Here is a 23142-nt window from a genome sequence, read left to right on the forward strand (position 1 = left end):
ACGGGAGTCGCCATGTCCAGCCTGCAGTCCTCCGCCCTCGCTCGCGTCAAGCCGTCGGCCACGCTCGCCGTCACCGCACAGGCCCGGCAGCTGAAAGCCGAGGGTCGCGATGTGATCGGTCTGGGCGCCGGGGAGCCGGACTTCGACACTCCGGGCAACATCAAACAGGCCGCCATCGACGCCATCACCCGCGGCGAGACGAAGTACACCGACGCCGACGGCATGCCCCAGCTGAAGGCCGCCATCTCGGCCAAGTTCAGGCGCGAGAACGGCCTCGACTATTCGACGGCCCAGATCCACGTCGCTCCGGGCGGCAAGCCGGTCATCTTCAACGCCTTGGTCGCCACCCTGAACCCGGGTGACGAGGTCATCGTCCCCGCCCCCTACTGGGTCTCCTACCCCGACATGGTCCTGCTGTCGGGCGGCGAGCCGGTCAAGGTGATCGGCGAGGAGAAGGACGGCTTCAAGCTGCGTCCCGAGGTGCTGGAAGCGGCCATCACGCCGAAGACGAAGTGGCTGATCCTCAACAGCCCGTCCAACCCCACCGGCGCCGCCTACACCCGAGCCGAACTGGAGGGCCTCGCCGAGGTCCTGCGTCGTCACCCGCACGTCTGGGTGCTGACCGACGACATGTACGAACACCTCGTCTACGGCGACTTCGAGTACACGACCATCGCCCAGGTCGCGCCGGACCTCTACGACCGCACCCTGACCGTCAACGGCGTGTCCAAGGCCTATGCCATGACCGGCTGGCGCATCGGCTATGCGGGCGGACCCAAGCCGCTGATCGACCTGATGCGCAAGGTGGCCAGCCAGACCACCTCCAACCCGACAAGCATCAGCCAGTGGGCCGCCGTCGAGGCGCTGAACGGCCCGCAGGACTTCATGGCCGAGCGCCGCGTCGCCTTCGAAAAGCGCCGCGACCTGGTCGTCTCGATGCTGAACCAGACGGCGGGCGTCACCTGCGCCACCCCGGAAGGCGCCTTCTACGTCTATCCGTCCATCGCGGGCCTGATCGGCAAGACCACCGAGGGCGGCGTGGTCATCGACGGCGACTCGACCTTCGCCGCCGAACTGCTGAACGCCGAGGGCGTGGCCGTGGTCCAGGGCGAAGCCTTCGGGTTGTCGCCCTATTTCCGCATCAGCTACGCGACGAGCGAGAGCGTGCTGGAAGAGGCCTGCACGCGGATCCAGCGGTTCGCGGCGTCGCTGCGCTAAGAGTCGGCCAAGACCTCACCTCTCCATCGCCCTCCAAGGCGATGGAGAGGACCGATCGGCGCGCGAGCGACGATCAGGAGAGGGCGGCGCAGGCATCAACCAGTTGCGCACCGACCCAATTCATGCAACTTTTCCGAGCATGGATGAACACGCCACACACGCGTTCGCCAAACGTTTGCGATGCCCCATGACACCGCCCGAAGCGCGGCTCTGAACCCGTGTCCGCGCTCACCGCTTGCAGGGCTTCAAATTCCGCCGCCAGCATCCGTGCGGCCCCTACATCCTCGATTTCTACTGCGCAGCGGCGCGCCTCGCGGTCGAGGTGGACGGGCGCTGCCACGAAGACCCGCACCGGATCGCACACGACCGACGTCGAACCCGCTGGCTGGCCGCACAGGGCATCCGCGTAGTGCGGATCGCGGCGCATGATGTGCGAGACGAATTGGACGGCGTGCTTGGCTTCATCGCCCGCGTGGTTCGCGAACGGATCGCCGATATCGGCGCCGCCCCCTCCACCACCCGGGCCAGGTCGCCCGGGCGGTCCCCCTCCCCACCTTCGGTGGAGAGGTGAGGCTGAGCCACCTTCTCCCGCAAGGGGAGAAGGCGAAGATCAGATCATCGCCATGCCGCCATTCACGTGCAGCGTCTGCCCCGTGACATAGGCCGCTTCATCCGACGACAGGTACACCGCCGCCGCCGCGATCTCGTCGCCGGTGCCCAGACGGCCGGCCGGGATGTTGCGCAGGATGGTCTCGCGCTGCTGGTCGTTCAGCACATCGGTCATCGGCGAGGCGATGAAGCCCGGGGCGATGCAGTTCACGGTGATGCCGCGCGAACCGACTTCCTGCGCCAGCGACTTCGAGAAGCCGATCATCCCGGCCTTGGAGGCCGAATAGTTGGTCTGGCCGGGGTTGCCGGTCACGCCGACCACCGAGGTCACGCCGATGATGCGGCCCGAGCGGCGCTTCATCATCCCCTTCATCGCGGCGCGCGACAGGCGGAAGTAGCTTTCGAGGTTGATCTTGATGACCTGCTCGAAGTCCTCGTCCTTCATCCGCATCAGCAGGCCGTCCCTGGTGATGCCCGCGTTGGCGACGAGGATGTCCAGCGGCGAACCGGCGGCTTCCTCGGCGCGCGCGATCAGACCGTCGACCGAGGCCGCGTCGGACAGGTTGGCCGTCGCGTAAAAGGCGCGCTCGCCCAGTTCCGCGGCCAGTTCCTGCAGCACCGCCTCGCGGGTGCCCGACAGAACGACCGTCGCGCCTTGCGCGTGCAGGGCGCGGGCCACCGCGCCGCCGATGCCGCCGGTCGCGCCGGTCACGAGGGCCGTCTTGCCAGTCAGGTTGAACATTTTGATAGCTCCGCCATTTCGTGGGAGGGGTCTAACCGAGCCCGCGTCATATCGCCAGAAGGAACGCCCGATGGACCGAAACCGCCTCATCGCCAGCCGCCGCTCCCTGCTTCTGGGCGTCGGAGCCCTTGGTGTGTCTGGAGGTCTGGCCGGCTGCGGGACGGTCGGCCTGCCCTTTGGAGGCGGCGGTTCGGCGCCGGCGATTCGCGGTCTGGACCGCCTGCCGCGCAGCCAGACGGTGCTGAACCGCTTCGTCAGCGAGCGCCGCCTGCCCGGCGTCTCGGTCGGTGTCCGCGCCCCCGACGGCAGCGACATCTTCATCCAGGCGGGGACGCTGGACTTCAACGTTTTCGACCGCGTCGGGCCGGACAGCCTGTTCCGCATCTTCTCCATGACCAAGCCGATCACCGGGACCGCGGCGGCCCTGCTGATCGAGGACGGAAAGCTGACGCTCGACACCCCGGTCGCCGACATCGTGCCCGAGTTCGCCGATCTGAAGGTCGCGACCAACCCCGAGCGCGGTCTGGCGGGCCGCCCGGCCCGCAACGTCATGACCATCCGCCATCTGCTGACCCACACCAGCGGGCTCAGCTATTCCATCGCCGGAGACGGTCCGGTCCCTCGCGCCTATCGCGAGGCGGGCCTCACCCCCGGCGCGCCCGGCGGCGACAGCAATCAGGTCCGCGACCTCGACGAACTGGTCCGCAAGCTGGGCGACCTGCCCCTGATCGCCGAGCCGGGAACCGCCTACCACTACAGCCTGTCGCTGGATGTGCTGGGTCTGGTCATCCAGCGCGTCTCGGGCATGGCCTTCCCCGACTTCGTCCAGCGCCGCATCCTCAATCCGGTCGGCATGCGCGACACCGTCTGGCGACTGCGCGACGGCGACGCCGCACGGCTGATGCAGGTCTACGCCTTCGGTCGCGACGGCCGGAATCCGCCTTCGGTCATGCCGGGTCTGTCAGCCGAGGACTACTCCGCTCCGGTCACCCTCTATTCCGGCGGCGGCGGTCTGATCTCCTCGACCCGCGACTATCTGGACTTCCTGTCCATGCTGCTGCGCGACGGGCGCGCGGGCCGTGTGCGGGTGATGAAGCCCGAGACCGCCCGCCTGATCCACACCGACATCCTGCCCGAGGGTCTGACCGCAGAGGGCGGCGGCTATGGCTTCGGCGGCTGGATCGCCCGCCCGGGTCACCGCCGTCAGGGCGAGTTCGGCTGGAGCGGCGCGGCGGGCACGCAGGGCTGGATCGACCCGGAGAAGAACTTCGCGGCGACCATGATGATCCAGGCCATGCCCTATCGCGCAGTGGACATCCTGACGGAGCTGCGCCCGGCGCTGGACGCGGATCTGGGGATCGAGCGGGCGGGCTAGATCCGCCCGAACACGCCCCACAGCAGGACCAGCATCAGCGGCGCCCACGACAGGGCCAGCAGGATCCACGCCTCGCGGGCGTCGCGGCGCCAGTAGCGGTAGCCCCCGGCGCCGACGGCGGCCAGCATGACCAGCGCCGTCACCGCGCCCATCAGGTCAAAGCCGCCGCGTACTGACAGGGTCAGCGACACGGCGCCATAGAGCAGCGGCAGGATCGCCAGAACGACCCAGCTGACGACGGCCAACCAGAAGAGCGCGCTAGCCTTGGTCAAGACCGGGCTCCGGCGTCAAACAGACCGTGGCGCTTCAGGTCCAGTCCGCAGCGGGCGCAGACCGGGTTCGGTCGCCACGTCCGGCGGCGCAGGCGCGAGAACAGATACTGCCCCCGAAAGGGCAGCCACCTGTCCCTGATCTCCAGAAAGACGTTGAAACCGCACCTCGGGCAGGCCGGAAAGCGCAGGAACAACCAGCCGTTCAGAATGATGAACGCCAAGAACGGCACGAAGGCCATCCAGTGGTGCCCCGGCGGTGCGAACGAAGCCAGTACCAGCGCGATGACGCCGCTGGCGAAGAAGACGACGGGGCCGAGTCCCCAGAGCCAGACCATCCCGACGAGGTAGACACTGGGGCCCCTCAACTCGCGTCAGCCCAGCGACTTGGCGAAGGCTTCCAGTTCCTCGGGCATGTTCAGCGGAGCGCTCTCGGCGTTCGGCGCGATGCGCTTGGCCATGCCGGTCAGCACCTTGCCCGAGCCGACCTCGGCGAAGCGGGTCACGCCGCCCTCGCCCGCCATCCACTCCATCGACTCACGCCAGCGGACGCGGCCGGTGACCTGCTCGACCAGCAGGCGGCGGATGACTTCCGGATCGCTTTCCGGGCGGGCCAGAACGTTGGCGACCACCGGAACGACCGGGGCGTTGATGGTGGCTGCGGCCAGCGCTGCGGCCATCTCGTCGGCGGCGGGCTGCATCAGCGGGCAGTGGAAAGGCGCCGAGACGTTCAGCAGGATGGCGCGGGCGCCCAGTTCCTTGGCGGCCTCGATAGCGCGATCCACGGCGGCCTTCTCGCCGGAGATGACGATGTTTCCGGCGTTGTTGTCATTGGCGACCACACAGACGCCGATCTCGGCGCCGACCTTGGCGGCGGCCTCGGCCAAGGCCAGATCGGTCTTCGGGCCGATCAGCGAGGCCATGGCGCCCTGCCCCACCGGCACGGCGCGCTGCATGGCCTGACCGCGCAGCTTCAGCAGGCGGGCGGTGTCGGTCAGCGACAGCGCTCCGGCGGCGCACAGGGCCGAGTATTCGCCCAGCGAGTGGCCGGCCACAAAGGCGGCGCGGTCCACGCCGACGCCGAACTCCACCTTCAGCACCCGGGCGGCGGCGGCCGAGACGGCCATCAGCGCCGGCTGGGCGTTCTCGGTCAGGGTCAGCTGGTCTTCCGGCCCTTCGCGCATCAGGGTCGACAGCTTCTGGCCCAGCGCCTCGTCCACCTCGTTGAAGACGTCGCGGGCGCAGGCGAAGGCGTCGGCCAGCGCCACGCCCATGCCGACGGCCTGGCTGCCTTGGCCGGGGAACAGAAGGGCGAGGGTCATATGAAGGGCTCCGAAGCCGTGAATCAGGCCCGCAGCGATAGGCCGGGCGTGCCGCAGGGGCAAGCCGGGCCGCTCAAGATCAGCCCCAGAGGTGGATGGCGTCCGGCGCGGGCTGCGCCTCGACCGGCGCGGTCTCGCCGGCATAGCTGATCCGGCTTTCGCGCCCGCCGCAGACACAGCGGAAGCGTTGCGACGTCCCGGCGGCGGGCCAGTCGCGGGTCGAGCCGAACAGGGTGCGGGCGTCCATCAGGGCCACATGCACGCAGCCCGGCGACAGGCAACGCACGATCATCCGCCCGCGCGACGCATCCATTTGAGATTCGGCCATGATTCCTCCCGGACCCCGACGCTAGCCGGATCGTCCTGTGAGTCACAAGGTTAAATGTTCCAGCTTTGTTCTCATATCCACAGCCATGATCGAACCGGCGTGATGTGAAAGGGGCGGAACCCCGCGGCCCCGCCCTCCTACCCGGTCAGTCCTTGATCTCGGCCGTGCAGGGGCGGTCGTCCGGTCCGGCGGCGCCCTCGCAGCGGCGGGCGGCCAGAAGGGTCTCTTCCGTCTCGGTCAGCCGGTTCAGCCCGTCGGCGCCGCGCGTCAGGGTGAAGGCGTCATACAGACGACCCGTGGCGGTGAAGGCCCGGAACGACAGGGTGTCGGCATCCACGTCGATCAACTGGTACAGCTCGGTGTTCTCGGCGGCGCGGACCGGCTGGCTGTCGGCGCGGTCGTTCAGGCCGTACATCTTCGAGCCCGTCACCGAGACCACATAGACCGGCCCCTGCGGACGGCCCGCATCGCTGTTGGCGCGCGAGGCGGCGGCGCCGGCGGGGTCCGAGACCCGGCCATAGCAGTGGTCATGTCCCTGCAGCACCAGATCGATCCGGCGGGCGTCGAAGATCGGCTTCCAGGCCGCCTTCAGCGCCTCGGTGTCCTCGGGCCGGGCGCAGGTGTAGAGCGGCTGGTGGAACAGGGCGACGTTCCAGCGCGCGGTGCTGGAGGCCAGCGTCTGGTCCAGCCAGCGGGTCTGGCTTTCCAGCCCGCCCAGATCCAGCGCCGCCGTGCCGTCCAGCACGATGAAGCGAACCCCCTGATAGTCGACGAAATAGCTGGTCTGCTCGACGCCCGGCGCGCCGTTGGTCGGCAGGGCGAACTGCAGCGACCAGTGCGGCCCCAGCACCCGCGACTCCGTGCCGTCCGCCAGAATGTGATCCACGTATTCGTGGTTGCCCGAGGCCGGGATTTGCGGAGCCATGGCGAAGGCGCGGCCGCCCGCCTCGGTCCATTCGCCCCACTCGTCGTCGTGCACCTTGGTCTCGCGCTGGGCGACCAGATCACCGGCGTGGACGACCAGCGCCGCCGGACCGGCTTCGCGCAGGGCCGAGCGGATCACCCGCGAGCCGATCTCCAGAATGTCGTTCTGGGTGTCGCCCAGATAGATGAAGCGGAAGGGCTGGAAGCCCTCGGCGGCGGTCTGGAACGGCAGCCACTCGCTCCAGCCGTCGGCGGCGCGCACACGATAGACGTAGCGGGTGGACGGGATCAGCCCCTCGAAGCGCACCTGATGATAACGGGCCTCGCCGTTCTCATTGGCGATGGAGGCCGTCGTTCCCGCGACCGTGCGGGCGATGAAGCCCAGCAGGGGGCCGTCGATCTCGACCGCGATCTGGGCCTCGGCGGTCGTCTGGCGAACGTCCGTGCGCCAGGCCACGGCGGCGCCGCGCGCGGCATCGGCGCCGGGCGTCAGAACGATCCGGTCGGCCCAGCCCCGGGCGGCCCAGCGGCCGTTCGGCGCATGCTTCGGCGGCGGCGCGACCTCGGGGTCCGGCGGCGCCACGATCTGCGCCATCGACGGCGCGGCGGCGAACAGCAGGGCGCCCGTGAGGGCGGCGGCCGACAGCTTCATTGGAGTATCCCCGACTCGATCCTGAAGCGGCGGACCTAGCGGGGCTTTGCGACGGTTTTGTCCGGGTCCGGAGCCCCTGCGACAATCCGGCTAGAACAGCACCGCCGGGTTCATGATCCTGAGGGGATCAATGGCCGCCCGCACCGCCTGCATGGTCGCGACCTCCAGCGGGGTCTTGTAGCGCCGCGCCTCCTCGGTCTTCAGCCGCCCAAGACCATGCTCGGCCGAGATGGAGCCGTTGTAGCGGGCGACCACATCGTGAACGACCTCGGAGCCCTGCATCCAGCGCCCGATGAAGGCGGCATGCTCCACGCCCGGCGGGCACAGGATGTCGTAGTGCATATTGCCGTCACCGACGTGGCCGAAGGCGCTGATCCGCGCGCCCGGTTCGAACCGCTCTACCGCCGCCGAGGCTTCATCCAGGAAGTCGGCGATGCGCGAGACGGGGACGGAGACGTCGTGCTTCCAGCCGCCGCCCTCGGGCTTCTGGGCCGCTGACTGTTCCTCGCGGACCTTCCAGAAGGCGGCGCGCTGGGCGTCGTTCTGGGCGATGGCGGCGTCGGTGATCAGCCCGGCCTCAAAGGCGTCGCCCAGCAGCCGTTCCAGCGCCGCCTCCGCTGCCCCCGGCTCACCCGACGCCAGTTCGATCAGCACATACCAGGGCGGCGTCGTCTCCAGCGGCTCGCGCGTGTCGGGGATGTGCTTCAGGGCGAACTCGACCCCGATCCGCTTCATCAGCTCGAACGCCTCGACGCCCCCGCCGGTCTCGGCCTTTGCCCGGGCCAGCAGTTCGATGGCCGCATGGGCGCTGTCCAGCCCCACCACCGCCGTCGCCCGCGAGCGCATGATCGGGAACAGCTTCAGCGTCGCCGCCGTCACCACCCCCAGCGTCCCCTCGGCCCCGATCAGCAGCTGCTTGAGGTCATAGCCGGTGTTGTCCTTCCGCAGCCGCTTCAGGCCGTGGAAGATCTCCCCGTTCGGCATGACAGCCTCGAGACCCAGCACCAGATCGCGCATCATGCCGTAGCGCACCACCTGCGTGCCGCCCGCATTGGTCGAGATGACCCCGCCGATGGTCGCTGTCCCCTCGGCCGCGAGGCTGAGCGGGAAGCGCCGTCCGGCCGCCTCGGCCGCCTGCTGCGCCTCCAGCAGGGTGATCCCCGCCTCGACCGTCATGGCGTCGTCCAGCGGCGTCACATCGCGCACCGCCCGCAGCTTGCGTGTCGACAACAGGACCTCGCCGAACGGAATCTGCCCGCCGACCAGCCCGGTGTCCCCGCCCTGCGGCACGATGGCCACCCGGTGCTCTGCACAGATCGTCACCAGCTTCGCGACCTCTTCGGTCGAGCGCGGCGTCAGCATCAGGGGCGTATGGCCCTTCCACCGGTTCCGCCACTCGGTCAGCCAAGGGGCGATATCGGACGGATCATCGGTCCACCCGCCACTACCGGCGGCGGCCTTGAGGGCGGCGAGAGCTTCAGGCGACGGGGAGGTCATGGCCTTTTGTGGCAAGGGTTGAGAGGGAGCGCCAGTTGAAACCGGGCCCGCCGCACAGTCATTCCGATGCGGGTGACGGCGCAACGTCTTCCAGCGCCTCCCGCACCGTCCCCAGCCGGTTCCGGCTGATCGGCAGGGGCTCGCCCTCGCGCATCAGCAACCGGTTACGCCCGCCCTCGCGCTCAAGCCCCCGAACCTGATCGAGATTGGCGATCACCGAGCGATGGACCCGCAGGAAGCTGTCCGGCAAGTGCTTCTCCAGCCGGTCCAGACGCGCCGCGTGCAGCAGGCGCCGCCCCCCGATCAGGCGCAGTTCGACGTAGTCGTCCGCCCCGACGATGGCGATGATGTCCGCCAGCGGCACCCGCTCGACGCCGCGCGCGGAGGCCACGGTCAGGCAGTTCGGGCGGGCCGCCGCGCGGGTCAGCGCCACTTCGCGGCTCTGGTCGTCCCGCCCCAGCCGCACCACCTCGATCATCAGCAGCGGCAGCACCAGCCCGGCGGCGAACAGGAAGTAGGACAGGTCGGTCAGCCAGGCCGGAAAGATCAGCGCGACCGCCAGAAACAGACCCAGATAGGCCAGCGTCGGACGCGCGCCCGGACGACGCCGCCAGACGGCGACGGCGGTTACCGACACCGAAATGGCCAGACCGACGATCAGGGCCAGCACCGTTTTGGCGTCAAAGCCTTCGACGAACACCGTGGCGACGACCGCCACCACGGTGACGGCGAGGACCGGGCGACGCGCCTGTGGCCAGAATCGCGACACCGCCCACGACACGAGCAGGATCGAGAACACCGCAGCCAGTCCCCAGATCCCGACCAGTCGCCAGCCGTGGACGGGATAAGCGTAGGGAACGAGCGTCCGCAGGCTTTCCAGGATCGCCTGCAACCCCGCCACCGCCGCCAGCGCGCCCAGCATCAGGCTGGAACCGGTGCGCCGCAGACCGTGGATCACGCCGAATCCGAAGGCGGCGGCGAACAGGCTTCCCGCCGCGATGAAGGCCATGGCCAGCAGCGGCGCCCGCGACGGCCAGGGCCAGCGTCCGACCAGCAGCCCCGCGATGGGCCCGTCCAGCCGTACCCGTCCGTGGAAGGACGACATGCGGATGACGATCTCATTGTCCGCCTCGCGCCACAGGTTGTCCGGGATCGGGAAGGCCGCCTCATAGCGTCCGGCGATCTCCTCCGACTCCGACGCGCCCGGCTGACCGTTCGCGCCCAGCCGGTGATCGTTCAGCCAGACCTCGGACGACGCCACGCCGACGACGTACAGGGCCTGAGGCTCATGCCCGGCCGCACGCTGGACCGTGGAGCGCAGCCAAAGCTCGCGCCCCTGCGGATCGATCACGCCCTCGACCGGACGGCAGTCGGTCAGCACCGGCGCCGCCGCGCCCGATACGGCACGACATGAGTCCCAGCCCTCCTGCGCCCGCAGCGCGGTCGGAAGGGCCGTCAGAAGGATCACGAAAACAAGCAGTCGCCACATGGTTTGCACCCTAGCGCGCCGTTCACCGGAAAGCGCCGCCGTTCACCGATGCAGGACGACCCTTCGCCGAAACGCGCTCCACACCTGCGCAAGTCCGGTCTCCAACAGGCTCATGACCCACACAGCCCTGAACCGTCGTTCCCTTCTCGCCGCCGCCGGCATCGCCGCGCCGGCCCTCGCCCTGCCGTGGAGCGCCCGCGCGCGGACGCAGGCTGAGGCCGGTCCCTTCCGCTTCGTCGCCGGGAACGGTCAGGAGACCGACGCCGAGCGCGGCTTCTTCGAGGTCCCGGAGGATCGCAACATCCCCGGCTCGCGTCGCATCCGCATCGGCTACGTCCGCTTCCCCTCGACCTCGCCCAATCCGGGACCGCCCATCGTCTATCTGGCGGGAGGACCGGGCGGCTCAGGCCCCCGGACGGCGATGGGCCCGCGCTTCCCCATCTTCATGGCCCTGCGCGAGGTCGCCGACGTCATCGCCCTCGATCAGCGCGGCGTCGGCCTGTCGGCGCATATCCCGGACCGCCCCGCCGCGACCGGCCCCTTCCCCGCCCTGACCCGCGACGGCATGACCGGCTGGTATCGGGACGAGATGCAGAAGGCCTGGGTCGACTGGACCCGCGCCGGGGTGGCCATGACCGGCTACACCACCGAACAGAACGCCGACGACATCGAGGACCTGCGCCGCCACCTCGGCGTCGACAAGGTCAATCTGTGGGGCATCAGCTACGGTACCCACCTGGCCCTCTCGGTCCTGAAGCGGCACCCGCACTCCATCGGCCGCGTCGCCCTCGCCAGCCTTGAGGGGCAGGACCAGACGGTGAAGCGCCCGGCGCGAATCGACGCCTTCCTGAACCGCGTGGACCGGCTGCTGGACAACGACCCGGTCGCCCGCGCCGCCATCCCGAACCTGCCCGCCCTGATGCGCCGCGTGCATGCGCGGCTTGAGGCAGATCCGGTGACGCTGACCCTCGCCAACGGCGAAGTCGCCCGGCTCGGCGGCTTCGGCGTGCAGCTTCTGGCGGGCGGGATGGTCGCCAACCCGCCCTCGCTGTCGATGCTGCCGCGTCTCTATCTGGCGCTTGACGCAGGCATGACGGAGGCCTTGGCGCCGATGATGCCGCCGTTCTCGAGCCTGTTCAGCCTCTCGGGCATGCCGGAAGCCATGGACATCGCCTCGGGCATCTCTCCGGAGCGGCTGGCTCTGGTTGAGGAAGAACGGAAGACGGCCGTGCTGGGCGACGCCTTCAACTTCCCCATGCCGCATCTGCTGGGTGCAATCCCCGGCCTCGATCTGGGTCCGGACTTCCGCGCGTCGATCCACATCGACACCCCCGCCCTGCTGGTCGCCGGGTCGCTGGACGGCCGAACGCCGCTGGAGGAACAGGCCGAGGTCATCGCCCAGTTCCGCAACCGGTCGCAGGTTCTGGTCGAAAACGCCGGCCACAACGTCTTCGAGGCCCATCCGGAGGTGCAGCCCCTGCTGGTCCGCTTCTTCAGTGAGCAGCCCGTCGCCGACACCACCCTGACCCTGCCGCCGCCGACGTTCGCGGCGGGATGAATATCGTCATCCGGGATCGGGCCTCATGGACAGATACAGGCGAACGCCGGGATAGTCAGAGCCATGTCCGCGCCCCTCTCCGCCCTCCCCGTCCCCGCCCCCATCCCGGCAGTTGGCGTCGTCTGTCTGCGCGACGAGACCGTCCTTCTGATCCGCCGGGGCAAGCCGCCGCGCATGGGCGAATGGAGTCTGCCCGGCGGCCGCATCGAACCCGGCGAGAAGGCCGTCGATGCGGCCTTGCGCGAACTCATGGAAGAGACCGGCGTCACCGCCCGGATCACCGGCCTGCTGGACGTCGTGGACGGCATATTCCCCGAGGCGAACCGGCACTACGTCCTGATCGACTACGCCGCCGACTGGGTGTCGGGCGAGCCGGTGGCGGGCGACGATGCGCTGGAGGCGCGCTTCGTGCAGCTGGATCAGGTCGAGGCCCTGATCGACTGGTCCGAAACGCGGCGGATCATCGCACTGGCGGCCGCCAAACGCAGCTGAACGGCGAAGATTACGGGGTTGTCATCAACCACCGGTCCGGTTTCGGTGGCGCGCGCCCCCCGGCCTGATACCCTGCCGGGAATTGGGAGGCACTGATGGACTTTTCTATTCTCTTCTTCGTGGCGCTGGTCGTCCTGGCCTTCGTCCTGCTGTTCAGCGTGGTGAAGATCGTGCCGCAAGGCCGTGAATTCACGGTCGAACGCTTCGGCAAATACACCCGCACCCTGTCGCCGGGCATCAGCATCCTGACCCCGTTCGTCGAGCGCATCGGCCGTCGCATGAACATGATGGAACAGGTGCTGGACGTCCCCACCCAGGAAGTCATCACCAAGGACAACGCCGTGGTGAAGGTCGACGGCATCGTCTTCATCCAGGTCATGGACGCCGCCCGCGCCGCCTATCGCGTGGACGACCTGCCCTACGCCATCTCCCAGCTCTGCATGACCAACCTGCGGACCGTGGTCGGCTCGATGGAGCTGGACGAGGTGCTGTCGCAGCGTGACTCGATCAACACCCGCCTGCTGCAGGTGATCGACGCGGCGACCGAGCCGTGGGGCGTCAAGGCCAACCGCATCGAGATCAAGGACCTGACCCCGCCGTCCGACATCACCAACGCCATGGCGCGTCAGATGAAGGCCGAGCGTGAACGTCGCGCCGTCGTCACAGAGGCGGACGGCGAGAAGCAGGCCGCCATCACCCGCGCGGAGGGCGCCAAGCAGGCCGCCATTCTGGAAGCCGAAGGCCGCCGCGAAGCCGCCTTCCGCGACGCTGAGGCCCGCGAACGTGAAGCCGAGGCCGAAGCCCGCGCCACCGCCATGGTGTCCGAGGCCATCGCCCGCGGCGACGTGAACGCGATCAACTACTTCGTCGCCCAGAAGTATGTGGAGGCCTTCGCCGAACTGGCCCGCAGCCCGCAACAGAAGACGGTGATCGTCCCGTCCGAGATGGGCGCCCTGGTCGGGACCATCGCCGGCATCGGCCAGCTGGTCGGTCTGGCGCAGGAGCAGCAGGGCTCGACCCCGCGTCCGGCGCCCGCCGCCGCCGCGCCCAAGCCGCCGACGCCGCCGCGCCCGCCTCGTCCCGCCGTTCCCCGGAGCTGATCCATGGACGCCCTGATCGAGCTCCACACCGCCCAGCCCTTCTGGATCTGGCTGGCGCTGGGCGTGATCCTGCTGGCGGTCGAGGCGGCCTTCTCGACCGAGTGGCTGCTGTGGCCCGCCGTGGCGGCCGGGGTGGTGGCGGTGCTGACCGCCATCGGCCTGTCACCCGGCTTCTGGGGCGAGGTCGCCCTGTTCGCCGCCCTGACCGTCGCCGCGACCCTGCTGTCGCGCCGTCTGGTGCAGAAGGTGAACCCGTCCGACGTCCCCGACATCAACGCCCGCGACAGCCGCCTGATCGGCCAGCGGGCGCAGGTGGTCCAGACCTTCGTTGACGGTCGCGGTCGGGTCTTCGTCTCGGGCGCGGAGTGGTCGGCGGTGATCGAGGGTAAGGCGCCGGCGGCCGGTGAGAGCGTCATCGTCGAAAGCATCGACGGTCCTCTGCTGAAGGTGCGGGCGACTTAACCCTCCACCACCCTTCGGGTGGCCCCCCTCCCCAGCTTCGCTGGAGAGGTGAGAGTTTGAGTTCACCTCTCCACGCAGTGGGGAGGTGGCTCGACGGCGAAGCCGACGAGACGGAGGGGTCAGAGTGACGGAGCCGTCAGAGCCTTTCGCCCGTCCCGGCCCTGGCCAGCGGCAGGCCCGAATAGATCAGCGTTTGTCCATGGCTTCTTCGCAGCCCCGGTTCGCGAGGCCGTCGGCGCGCTCGTTCAGCTCATGCCCGGCGTGACCCTTGACCCAGTGCCACTTCACCTCATGTCTCGCGCGGGCGGCGTCGAGGCGTTTCCACAGGTCGTCGTTCTTGACCGGCTTCTTGTCGGCCGTCTTCCAGTCCCGCGCCTTCCAGCCCCGGATCCATTCGGTGATGCCCTGCATCACATATTTGCTGTCCGTATGCAGATCGACGCGACACGGGCGTGTCAGGGCCTCCAGCGCCATGATCGCGCCCATCAGCTCCATCCGGTTGTTGGTGGTCAGCGGCTCGCCGCCCCACAGCTCCTTCTCATGGCCGCCCCCGGCCTGAAGGATGGCGCCCCAGCCGCCGGGCCCCGGATTGCCCTTGCAGGCGCCGTCGGTGTGGATGATGACGTGACTCATCCGCGCGCTGTAACAGGTTCCCTTGGCGTCCCGCCACCGAACCGCCTATATGCGGCATGAAAGTATGACCGGGCCGCGCATCGGCCCGAACGAGGAGATACCGCCGTGGGCGCTATGAGCATCTGGCACTGGGTCGTTGTGGGCCTGATCGTCCTTCTGCTGTTCGGCGGTCGCGGCAAGCTGTCCGGTCTGATGGGCGACGCCGCCAAGGGCGTGAAGGCCTTCCGTGACGGCCTGAAGGACACCGACGAGAACAAGCCGAAGGACGAACGCGCGGGCGCCCTGCCCCGCACGGACGCCGAAAAAGAAGACCTGAAGTCGTAATCGCGCGTCCGCGCCGGAGAGACTGACGGATGGGTGGCCTGGGCCCCGGTATCGGGGGCATGGAATACGTTGTGATCGCCATCGTGGCCCTGCTTGTCGTGGGGCCCGAACGGCTGCCCGCCATGCTGAACAAGCTGGGCAAGCTGGTCGCGCGCGCGCGCAACATGGCCAATGAGTTCCGCCACAGCTTCGATGAGATGGCCCGCCAGTCCGAGCTGGACGACCTGCGCAAGGAGGTCGAGGCCCTGCGGACCGGCCAGAGCCGCATGATGCCGCTGGGCGCCGAGGCCGAGGCTACGTTCAAAAGCATCAGCGACGACCTGAACCGCCCGCTGAACGCTCCCTCGCCCGCTCCCGCCCTGACCGGTCCCGAGGAATGGCCTGACGCCGCGCCGGTCATGGAGCCGCTGGAGGCCGAGCCCGAAGCGAAGCCCGCGGCCAAAGCCCGCAAGGCCCCCGTCTCCACAGCGACTTCGAAAGCGAAGCCGGCTGCGAAAGCCGCGGCCGCCAAGCCCGCTCCGGCGAAGAAGGCTACCGCCCCGTCCCCGGCCAAGCCCTCGGCCAAGGCGCCTGCCAAGCCCAGGCCGAAGACCACTCGCAAGAAGGCTGTCGAGCTGTGAGCGCCACTGACCGGGACGATGCCGAGATCGAGGCGTCGCGCGCGCCCCTGATGGATCACCTGATCGAGCTGCGCAGCCGGCTCCTGTGGTCTGTCGTGGCTTTCATCCTGGCCTTCCTCGTCTGCTTCTACTTCGCCGCCGACATCCAGATCTGGCTGATCAAGCCGTTCCAGGCCGCCTATGCGATGCACTCCATCGCCCAGGCGTCTGGCGCGCACGGAGCCAATCCGCTGGAGCTGATCGCCGTCACTGCCGGCCTGCACCCGATCCCGCCGGGCGCCGCCGCCACCGTGGCCCTGCAGGCGACCGCGCCGCTCGAGCAGCTTTTCACCAAGATGAAGGTGGCCGGCTTCGGCGCCGTCGCCCTGGCCTTCCCGGTGCTGGCCTACCAGCTGTACCGCTTCGTCGCGCCGGGCCTGTATCGCAACGAGAAGGGCGCCTTCCTGCCCTTCCTGTTCGTCGCCCCGGTTCTGTTCGTCGTCGGCGCGGCGCTGGTCTACTTCGTCATGCTGCCGTTCGTGATGTGGTTCTCGCTCAGCCAGCAGATCGCCGCCGACGGCATCGTCGTGGAGCTGAACACCAAGATTTCCGAATACCTCAGCCTGGTGACCTCGCTGATGCTGGCTTTCGGCCTGTGTTTCCAGCTGCCGGTCGTCACGACCCTGCTGGGCATGGCCGGGATCATCACTTCGAAGATGATGTCCGAGTTCCGTCGCTACGCCATCGTCGCCGTGGTGGTGGTCGCCGCCGTCGTGACCCCGCCGGACCCCATCAGCCAGATCATGCTCGCGGTGCCGCTGGTGCTGCTCTACGAAATCTCGATCTGGTGCGTCCGCATCATCGAACTCCGCCGCAAGAAGGCGGACGAGGCCGACGGCCTGACGGCCTGATCCCCAACCCGCTCGTTCGAGCCTCCGCAGCCGTTCTGCTCCGCGCTCGGGGTTACGGTGCGCCTCCGTTCAAATGACTCTCCCCCTCGAGGGTTCAGATCGGCCACATCGCGCCCCGGGGTCGCCCTGGCCCAAACGAAAAGGGCGCCGGACGATCTCTCGTCCGGCGCCCTCCTCGATCAGCCCCCGCTGTCGATCAGCAGCTGTAGTACATGTCGAATTCGACGGGGTGCGGGTGCAGTTGCAGCCGCGCCACTTCTTCCTTCTTCAGCTCGATGTAGCTGTCGATGAAGTCGTCATCCATCACGCCGCCCTTCTTCAGGAAGGCGCGGTCAGCGTCCAGGCTGTCCAGGGCTTCCTGCAGCGAGCCGCAGACTTCCGGGATGTTGCCGCGCTCTTCCGGCGGCAGGTCGTACAGATTCTTGTCGGCGGCCGCGCCCGGATCGATGCGGTTCTCGATGCCGTCGAGGCCGGCCATGAGCAGGGCCACGAAGGTCAGGTAGGGGTTGCCCATCGGGTCCGGGAAGCGGGCTTCGATGCGCTTGGCCTTGGGCGAGTTGACCCACGGAATACGGATCGAGGCCGAGCGGTTGCGCGACGAATAGGCCAGCTTGACCGGCGCTTCATAGCCCGGGACCAGACGCTTGTAGGAGTTGGTGGTCGAGTTCGAGAAGGCGTTGATGGCCTTCGCGTGCTTGATGATGCCGCCGATGTACCACAGGCACATGTCCGACAGACCGGCGTACTTGTCGCCGGCGAACAGCGGCTGGCCGTCCTTCCAGATCGACTGGTGCACGTGCATGCCCGAGCCGTTGTCGCCGAAAGTCGGCTTGGCCATGAAGGTCGCCGACTTGCCGTAGGACGCGGCCACGTTGTGGATCACGTATTTATAGAGCTGCAGACGGTCGGCCATGGTCAGCAGGTCGCTGAACTTCAGGCCCAGTTCGTGCTGCGCCGGGGCGACTTCGTGGTGGTGCTTCTCGGGTTGCATGCCCAGGTCGCGCATCACGCCCAGCATTTCGCCGCGCAGGTCCTGGGCGCTGTCGACCGGGTTCACCGGGAAGTAGCCGCCCTTCGGCCCGGGGCGGTGACCCATGTTGCCTTCCGAGTACTCTGCGCCGGTGTTGGCGGGCAGCTCGGTCGAGTCATAGGTGTAGCCGGTGTCGTGCGGAGCGGTGCTCCAGCGCACGTCGTCGAAGATGAAGAACTCGGCTTCCGGGCCGAAGAAGACGGTGTCGCCCACGCCCGAGGACTGGACATACGCCAGTGCCTTCTTGGCCATCGAGCGGCTGTCGCGGTTGTAGGCCTCGCCGGTGTCCGGGTTCAGCACGTCGCAGAACAGGAACAGGGTGGTCTGCTGGTAGAACGGGTCGATCCAGTAGCCGTTCAGGTCCGGCTTCAGCAGCATGTCGGACTCGTTGATGGCCTTCCAGCCGGCGATCGACGAACCGTCGAACATCGTGCCCTCTTCGAGGAATTCCTCGTCGACCAGGTCGATGTCGAAGGTGACGTGCTGCATGCGCCCCTTGGTGTCGGTGAAGCGGAGATCGACGTAGCGAACGTCTTTCTCCTTGATCTCTTTGAGGATCTTGCCGGCGTCGCTCATTTTCGAGGTCCTGTTTCTTATGGGGAGGTTCAGTGACGATCGCCCCCGGAAGGCCGACCGGTAGTCTGGGTGGGTCAGACCGCTTGCGCGCCTGTCTCACCGGTTCGGATGCGAATGACGTCCAGGACGTCAGACACGAAAATCTTGCCGTCGCCGATCTTGCCGGTGCGGGCGGCGGTCTGGATCGCCTCGATCACCGAGGGGGCCAGGTCATCCGGCACCACCACCTCGATCTTGATCTTGGGCAGGAAGTCGATGACGTATTCGGCGCCGCGGTACAGTTCCGAATGGCCCTTCTGGCGCCCATATCCCTTGGCTTCGAGCACGGTCATGCCCTGAACGCCCGCGTCCTGCAGGGCCTCTTTCACTTCATCCAGCTTGAAGGGCTTGATGACGGCTTCAATCTTTTTCATCGGCGTTCCCGGGCGGGCTCTTGAATGCCTCGCGCTCGGGCACCAAAGGGACATTGCATTGCACAATAAGGCAAGCCCTTTTCCACCGGTGGCGCCATCCGTGAACGGAGTAGAGGCGAAGTGATCACGGCCAAGCTTCCCGACTGGCGAGACACCCTGCCCTGGCCCGGGCCGGAGACGCACAAACATGCGCGGGGGCGGCTGGGCGTCGTGTCCGGAAAATCGACCCGCACAGGGGCCGCCCGCCTCGCCGCCCGCGCCGGCCTGCGCATCGGCGCGGGCGTGGTCACCATCCTCTGCCCGCCGGACGCCGCCTCGGTCATCGCCCCGGCCGTCGAGGCCGTCATGCTGACCCCCTTCGCCTCGGACGAGGCGCTCTCCGCCGCCGCGAAGGGCATGGACGCCGCCGTCATCGGCCCGGCGGCGGGCGTGAATGAATCCACCATCGCCAACATCCGCGCCCTCGCCGAAACCGGCGCGGCCCTTGTGGTCGATGCCGACGGCCTGACCGTGTTCAAGGATTGGCCCGAGGAGCTGTTCGGCCTGCTGGACCGCGACGACGTCCTGACCCCGCATGAGGGCGAGTTCAAACGCCTCTTCCCCGGCCTGCTCGACAAGGGACGCGAGGCCGCCGCCCGCGCCGCCGCGAAGCGGGCGGGCGCCGTGGTGGTGCTGAAGGGTCCGGCCACCATCATCGCCGCCCCCGACGGCCGCCTGTCCGTCAACGACAACGGCGTGCCCTGGCTGGCGACGGCCGGGACCGGCGACGTGCTGGCCGGCATGATCGGCGGCCTGATCGCCCAGCGGATGGACAGTTTCGACGCCGCCCGCGCCGCCGTCTGGATGCACGCCGAGGCCGCCCGCCTGTTCGGCCCCGGCCTGATCGCCGAGGACCTGCCGGAGCAACTGCCCGCCGTGCTGGCGGGGCTCTATTCCCAACGCCCGTAAAACTGTCCATCACGCCCGGGCGGTGACTGAACAACACATCGATCCGGGGGACCGACATGAAGAGACCTTGCCTCACGACCACGGCGCTCCTCGCGTTCGCCCTCGGGGCTGTAGTCAGCCCGGCCTCGGCCCAGGACCCCACGCCGGCGCAGGTGGAGATCGCCTACCCCCTGATCCAGGCCGGCGAACGACTGGTCGCCGCCATCACGGCCGCCGAGCAGCAAGGCGCGCGCCTGCCGACCGTTGGCGAAAGTCCGGCGTTGATCCGGTCCGCATTTGACGTCGATCGCCTTGAACGACTGGCCGGTTCTCCGGTCGGCCTGATCATGGTGTCCTGCGACAAGGGCCGGACCGCCAAGATGTCCTACTTCGTCGGCGGCACGAGCCGCGACGAGGCCGAATCGTCTGATCCGACGCTGCGCGCTCGCGCGATCCGCGCCGCCGCGGAAAACTACAGCCGCTACCAAGACGAGGGAGCGCTGGCGATGCGGTTCGAACTGCGCTGTCTGGGCCTGCTCACGCCCGGTTTCGAAGCCTATCTCGCCAGTCCGGAAGGCGTTGAGGACCGCGCTCAGACCGGCCCCATGCAGGAGGGCCATGCCGGTGCTCTGGACACCGCAATCATTCTGGCGTCGAGCCCCGTGGCCAGCGACAGTAACGCCGACCTGTTGAGCGCTGAAATCCTTCGGCAGACGCCCGTTCTGGCGCGGACCATCACCGCCAGACAGCGCCAGCGCCTGATCGCCCGGATCGACACCTTGAACCTCGAAGGCCAGCCTCCGGAACGCAAGATACGCTTTCAGGCGATCAGACAGGCGCTCGTCGAGAGCGGTTGCGGTCCGATCTGCGGCGGCTGATGAGCGCCCCGCGACCCGACGCCCGGTTCAAATCGTCACCGAACGGGCCTAACAGGGCGCCATGTTGATCGTCCTCTCCCCGGCCAAGCGGCTGGACTTCACCGAAGCTGACCCCGCCGTCCCCGCCTCGGAGCGCCGCTTCCTGGAGGACACCGCCTCCCTGTCGAAGACCGCGCGCGCCCGCACCGTGGCCGAGCTGCGCAGCCTGATGAGCATTTCGGACGATCTGGCGCGCCTGAACCGCGAACGGTTCCTCGCCTTCCAGCCCGACTCGCTCGACGGCGTGCAGGCCGCCTTCGCCTTCGCGGGGGATGTCTATGAAGGGCTGCAGGCCCGCACGCTGGACGCCGCCGGTCTGGACTACGCCCAGTCGCACCTGCGCATCCTGTCGGGCCTCTACGGCCTGCTGCGTCCGCTGGACCGCATCCAGCCCTATCGTCTGGAGATGGGCACGCGGCTGAAGACCCGTCGCGGCTCGAGCCTGTACGACTTCTGGGGCAACCGCATCTCCCTGTGTCTGAACGCCGATGCCGAGGGCCAGCCGGACCAGACGCTGGTGAACCTCGCCAGCCAGGAATATTTCGGCGCCGTGGACGCCAAGGCGCTGAAGCTGCCGGTCGTCACCCCGAACTTTTACGAGGAGAAGGACGGCGTGCGCCGGATCATCTCCTTCTTCGCCAAGCGCGCCCGCGGGACCATGGCCCGCTACGCCATAGACCAGCGGATCGAGAAGGCCGAAGACCTCAAGAGCTTCGACCGCGACGGCTACCGCTTCGACGCTGCCGCCTCGACAGAGACGGACTGGATATTCATCAGATCGGGAAATTCTTGAGCCCGACCGTCGTCATGGCGTATGGCTGGGTCCAGAGTCGAAAAGACCCGAGTGAGGAAACAGCATGTTCAAATGGCCCAAGCGTGATGACTCCTCCGGCGCGAGTGAACCGTTCCGCGACATCGGCGATCTGAAAGGTCAGGTCGCGGTCATCTCGGGCTCCACCTCGGGTATCGGTCTGGCGCTGGCCCGGGCCGTCGCCAGCCGGGGCGGCGACGTGGTCATCAACGGTCTGGGCGATCCCGCCGAGATCGAGCGCACCCGCGCCGAGATGGAAGCCAGCTGCGGCGTCCGCGTCCGCTACCACGCCGCCAATATGATGCGCGGCGAGGAAGTCGCCGACATGGTGGCCTACGCCAGGCACGAGCTGGGCCGGGTCGACATTCTGGTCAACAACGCCGGCATCCAGCACGTCGAGGCCGTCGAGAAATTCCCCGCCGACAAGTGGGAGCAGATCATCGCCATCAACCTGTCGTCGACCTTCTATGCGACGCGGGCGGCGATCCCGATCATGAAGGCGCAGGGTCGCGGCCGGATCGTCAACATCGCCTCGGCCCACGGTCTGGTCGCCAGCCCGTTCAAGTCGGCCTATGTCGCCGCCAAGCACGGGGTGATCGGCTTCACCAAGACCGTCGCGCTGGAACTGGCGCAGGACAACATCACCTGCAACGCCATCTGCCCCGGCTTCGTCGAGACCCCCATCGTCTCCAGGCAGATCGACGATCAGGCCCGCACGCGCGGCATGTCGAAGGAGGCGGTCCTGAAGGACGTCATCCTCGGCTCCCAGCCGACCAAACGCTTCGTCACCACCGACGAACTGGCGGGCATCTTCCTCTATCTGGTCAGCGACCTGGGCGCCTCGGCCAACGGGGCCAGCTTCTCCATCGATGGCGGCTGGACCGCCCAATAGGCCCGAAGGGAGGCCGGCTCTGACCAAATCCAAGGCCGCCTCCTCCCGCCCGACCATCAGCCTCGCCCTGCAGGGCGGCGGCGCCCACGGCGCCTTCCAGTGGGGCGTGCTCGACCGCCTGCTGGAGGACGGCCGCCTCGACGTCCGCGCCGTCACCGCCGCCTCGGCCGGGGCCATGAACGGTGCCGCCCTGATTTCAGGCCTTGAGTCCGGCGGTCCCGACGCCGCCCGCGCCCAACTCGACAAGCTCTGGCGCGAGGTGAACCAGTCCGGCGGCCGCAATGTCTTCGGCGACAGCTCGATCTGGAGCCAGGCCCTCACGCCCGGCTGGCTGAAGGACACCGGCCTGTGGCGCACGGGCGAGAACCTCGCCCTGTCGATGAGCCCCTACCAGTTCAACCCCTTCAACCTGAACCCGCTGAAGCGGGTGCTGGACAACGCCGTCGATTTCGACGCCGTCCGGGCCTCGGGCATCAGCTTCTTCGTCTCGGCCACGGCGGTGAAACAGGGCCGCGCCCACGTCTTCCGCACGCCCGAGATCACGCCGGACGTGCTTCTGGCCTCATCCTGCCTGCCCCACCTCTTCCAGGCAGTCGAGATCGACGGCCAGTCCTATTGGGACGGCGGCTATCTGGCCAACCCGGCCCTCTGGCCCCTGATCCACCCGGACACGCCGGACGACATCCTGATCCTGCCGCTCAATCCCTTCGTCCGCGAGGAGACGCCCCATGCGGCGGGCGAGATCATGGATCGCCTGAACGAGATCGTCTTCAACGCCCCGCTCGTCTCCGAACTGCGCGCCTTCGCCCTGCTTCAGTCCCTGATCGCCGAGGGCCAGCTGAAGGCGGGCGACCGCCACCGCGTCCAGGCGATCCGTATGCACGCCATCGAAAGCGACCGCTGGCTGGGCGACCTGTCTCTGGGCTCGAAATTCGACACCGAATGGACCTTCCTCAACCGGCTCAAAGGCTATGGGCGCGAGGCGGCGGAGGAGTGGCTGGCGCAATGCTTCGACGCGGTGGGCGCACGGTCCAGCGTGGATGTGAAGGCGCGGTTTTTGTGAGGACGGAGG

At 68.3% G+C, this 23142-nt stretch carries 26 protein-coding genes; 15 read left to right on the forward strand and 11 right to left on the reverse strand.

Features of this window, described 5'->3' with window-relative positions:
* Positions 1-12: 12 nt before the first annotated feature.
* Both FKQ52_RS09815 and FKQ52_RS09820 read left to right on the forward strand, forming a co-directional pair.
* Positions 13-1218: a pyridoxal phosphate-dependent aminotransferase gene (locus FKQ52_RS09815; RefSeq protein ID WP_141627015.1), complete on the forward strand. Its 1206-nt coding sequence runs from the start codon at positions 13-15 to the stop codon at positions 1216-1218.
* Between the two features lie 235 nt (positions 1219-1453).
* Positions 1454-1789, forward strand: coding sequence for an endonuclease domain-containing protein (locus FKQ52_RS09820; protein ID WP_240811612.1), 336 nt, complete (start codon positions 1454-1456; stop codon positions 1787-1789).
* Between the two features lie 39 nt (positions 1790-1828).
* Here the strand turns inward: FKQ52_RS09820 and fabG are convergent, their stop codons facing one another.
* Complete coding sequence (gene fabG, locus FKQ52_RS09825; RefSeq protein WP_141627016.1) at positions 1829-2569, reverse strand: 3-oxoacyl-[acyl-carrier-protein] reductase; 741 nt, start codon at positions 2567-2569, stop codon at positions 1829-1831.
* Between the two features lie 70 nt (positions 2570-2639).
* Here fabG and FKQ52_RS09830 point away from each other — a divergent pair, with 70 nt between their 5' ends.
* The gene (locus tag FKQ52_RS09830) at positions 2640-3944 is read left to right on the forward strand and encodes a serine hydrolase (RefSeq protein ID WP_168196825.1); all 1305 of its coding nucleotides are present in this window, start codon (positions 2640-2642) and stop codon (positions 3942-3944) included.
* Here the strand turns inward: FKQ52_RS09830 and FKQ52_RS09835 are convergent.
* The 7 genes from FKQ52_RS09835 to FKQ52_RS09865 all read right to left on the reverse strand — a co-directional run bounded on the left by FKQ52_RS09835 (position 3941) and on the right by FKQ52_RS09865 (position 10425).
* Positions 3941-4216 (reverse strand): hypothetical protein, encoded by a 276-nt coding sequence (locus FKQ52_RS09835; protein WP_141627018.1) that lies wholly within the window; start codon positions 4214-4216, stop codon positions 3941-3943. The genes FKQ52_RS09830 and FKQ52_RS09835 overlap by 4 nt on opposite strands.
* Positions 4213-4551, reverse strand: a complete 339-nt coding sequence (locus FKQ52_RS09840; protein WP_141627019.1) for a hypothetical protein — start codon at positions 4549-4551, stop codon at positions 4213-4215. Before FKQ52_RS09840 ends, FKQ52_RS09835 begins: the two co-directional genes overlap by 4 nt.
* 36 nt (positions 4552-4587) lie before the next feature.
* Positions 4588-5535, reverse strand: a complete 948-nt coding sequence (fabD, locus tag FKQ52_RS09845; RefSeq protein WP_141627020.1) for an ACP S-malonyltransferase — start codon at positions 5533-5535, stop codon at positions 4588-4590.
* Between the two features lie 79 nt (positions 5536-5614).
* Positions 5615-5863 (reverse strand): hypothetical protein, encoded by a 249-nt coding sequence (locus FKQ52_RS09850; protein WP_141627021.1) that lies wholly within the window; start codon positions 5861-5863, stop codon positions 5615-5617.
* A 145-nt stretch (positions 5864-6008) separates the two neighbouring features.
* Positions 6009-7439 carry a metallophosphoesterase family protein gene (locus FKQ52_RS09855; RefSeq protein ID WP_205750738.1) on the reverse strand — a complete coding sequence of 477 codons (1431 nt, stop codon included), beginning with the start codon at positions 7437-7439 and terminating at the stop codon, positions 6009-6011.
* 90 nt (positions 7440-7529) lie between these two features.
* Positions 7530-8936 (reverse strand): FAD-binding oxidoreductase, encoded by a 1407-nt coding sequence (locus tag FKQ52_RS09860; protein ID WP_141627022.1) that lies wholly within the window; start codon positions 8934-8936, stop codon positions 7530-7532.
* A 58-nt stretch (positions 8937-8994) separates the two neighbouring features.
* Positions 8995-10425 carry a LytTR family DNA-binding domain-containing protein gene (locus FKQ52_RS09865; protein WP_141627023.1) on the reverse strand — a complete coding sequence of 477 codons (1431 nt, stop codon included), beginning with the start codon at positions 10423-10425 and terminating at the stop codon, positions 8995-8997.
* Between the two features lie 112 nt (positions 10426-10537).
* Here FKQ52_RS09865 and FKQ52_RS09870 point away from each other — a divergent pair, with 112 nt between their 5' ends.
* The 4 genes from FKQ52_RS09870 to FKQ52_RS09885 all read left to right on the forward strand — a co-directional run bounded on the left by FKQ52_RS09870 (position 10538) and on the right by FKQ52_RS09885 (position 14037).
* Positions 10538-11983, forward strand: coding sequence for an alpha/beta fold hydrolase (locus tag FKQ52_RS09870; protein ID WP_141627024.1), 1446 nt, complete (start codon positions 10538-10540; stop codon positions 11981-11983).
* A 63-nt stretch (positions 11984-12046) separates the two neighbouring features.
* A complete protein-coding gene (locus FKQ52_RS09875) occupies positions 12047-12475 on the forward strand; it encodes an NUDIX hydrolase (RefSeq protein WP_141627025.1) in 429 nt (142 codons plus the stop codon).
* Positions 12476-12570: 95 nt separating this feature from the next.
* Positions 12571-13575: an SPFH domain-containing protein gene (locus FKQ52_RS09880; RefSeq protein ID WP_141627026.1), complete on the forward strand. Its 1005-nt coding sequence runs from the start codon at positions 12571-12573 to the stop codon at positions 13573-13575.
* A 3-nt stretch (positions 13576-13578) separates the two neighbouring features.
* Entirely contained in the window at positions 13579-14037 is a 459-nt protein-coding gene (locus FKQ52_RS09885) for an NfeD family protein (protein WP_141627027.1), read from the forward strand.
* Between the two features lie 186 nt (positions 14038-14223).
* On the opposite strand, the gene rnhA is transcribed toward FKQ52_RS09885, so the two are convergent.
* Positions 14224-14670 (reverse strand): ribonuclease HI, encoded by a 447-nt coding sequence (rnhA, locus tag FKQ52_RS09890; protein WP_141627028.1) that lies wholly within the window; start codon positions 14668-14670, stop codon positions 14224-14226.
* A gap of 105 nt (positions 14671-14775) precedes the next feature.
* Between rnhA and FKQ52_RS09895 the strand changes: the two genes are divergently transcribed.
* Genes FKQ52_RS09895 through tatC form a run of 3 tightly spaced genes read left to right on the forward strand, consistent with a single transcriptional unit; the run spans position 14776 to position 16504 of the window.
* Entirely contained in the window at positions 14776-14994 is a 219-nt protein-coding gene (locus tag FKQ52_RS09895) for a twin-arginine translocase TatA/TatE family subunit (RefSeq protein WP_141627029.1), read from the forward strand.
* A gap of 59 nt (positions 14995-15053) precedes the next feature.
* Positions 15054-15614: a Sec-independent protein translocase protein TatB gene (tatB, locus tag FKQ52_RS09900; RefSeq protein WP_240811613.1), complete on the forward strand. Its 561-nt coding sequence runs from the start codon at positions 15054-15056 to the stop codon at positions 15612-15614.
* Positions 15611-16504, forward strand: coding sequence for a twin-arginine translocase subunit TatC (gene tatC, locus FKQ52_RS09905; protein ID WP_141627031.1), 894 nt, complete (start codon positions 15611-15613; stop codon positions 16502-16504). Before tatB ends, tatC begins: the two co-directional genes overlap by 4 nt.
* Positions 16505-16700: 196 nt before the next feature.
* Here the strand turns inward: tatC and glnA are convergent, their stop codons facing one another.
* Positions 16701-18110 carry a type I glutamate--ammonia ligase gene (gene glnA / locus FKQ52_RS09910; RefSeq protein ID WP_141627032.1) on the reverse strand — a complete coding sequence of 470 codons (1410 nt, stop codon included), beginning with the start codon at positions 18108-18110 and terminating at the stop codon, positions 16701-16703.
* Positions 18111-18184: 74 nt separating this feature from the next.
* A complete protein-coding gene (locus tag FKQ52_RS09915) occupies positions 18185-18523 on the reverse strand; it encodes a P-II family nitrogen regulator (protein ID WP_141627033.1) in 339 nt (112 codons plus the stop codon).
* 120 nt (positions 18524-18643) lie between these two features.
* Here FKQ52_RS09915 and FKQ52_RS09920 point away from each other — a divergent pair, with 120 nt between their 5' ends.
* The 5 genes from FKQ52_RS09920 to FKQ52_RS09940 all read left to right on the forward strand — a co-directional run bounded on the left by FKQ52_RS09920 (position 18644) and on the right by FKQ52_RS09940 (position 23133).
* On the forward strand, positions 18644-19471 hold the full coding sequence (locus FKQ52_RS09920; RefSeq protein ID WP_141627034.1) for an NAD(P)H-hydrate dehydratase: 828 nt from the start codon (positions 18644-18646) through the stop codon (positions 19469-19471).
* A gap of 56 nt (positions 19472-19527) precedes the next feature.
* A complete protein-coding gene (locus FKQ52_RS09925) occupies positions 19528-20328 on the forward strand; it encodes a hypothetical protein (protein ID WP_141627035.1) in 801 nt (266 codons plus the stop codon).
* A 61-nt stretch (positions 20329-20389) separates the two neighbouring features.
* Positions 20390-21160, forward strand: coding sequence for a peroxide stress protein YaaA (gene yaaA / locus FKQ52_RS09930; protein ID WP_141627036.1), 771 nt, complete (start codon positions 20390-20392; stop codon positions 21158-21160).
* Positions 21161-21224: 64 nt separating this feature from the next.
* Positions 21225-22070: a 3-hydroxybutyrate dehydrogenase gene (locus FKQ52_RS09935; RefSeq protein WP_141627037.1), complete on the forward strand. Its 846-nt coding sequence runs from the start codon at positions 21225-21227 to the stop codon at positions 22068-22070.
* A complete protein-coding gene (locus FKQ52_RS09940; protein WP_141627038.1) occupies positions 22048-23133 on the forward strand; it encodes a patatin-like phospholipase family protein in 1086 nt (361 codons plus the stop codon). Before FKQ52_RS09935 ends, FKQ52_RS09940 begins: the two co-directional genes overlap by 23 nt.
* Positions 23134-23142 lie beyond the last annotated feature (9 nt).

This window comes from Brevundimonas sp. M20, from assembly GCF_006547065.1.
Lineage (GTDB): Bacteria > Pseudomonadota > Alphaproteobacteria > Caulobacterales > Caulobacteraceae > Brevundimonas.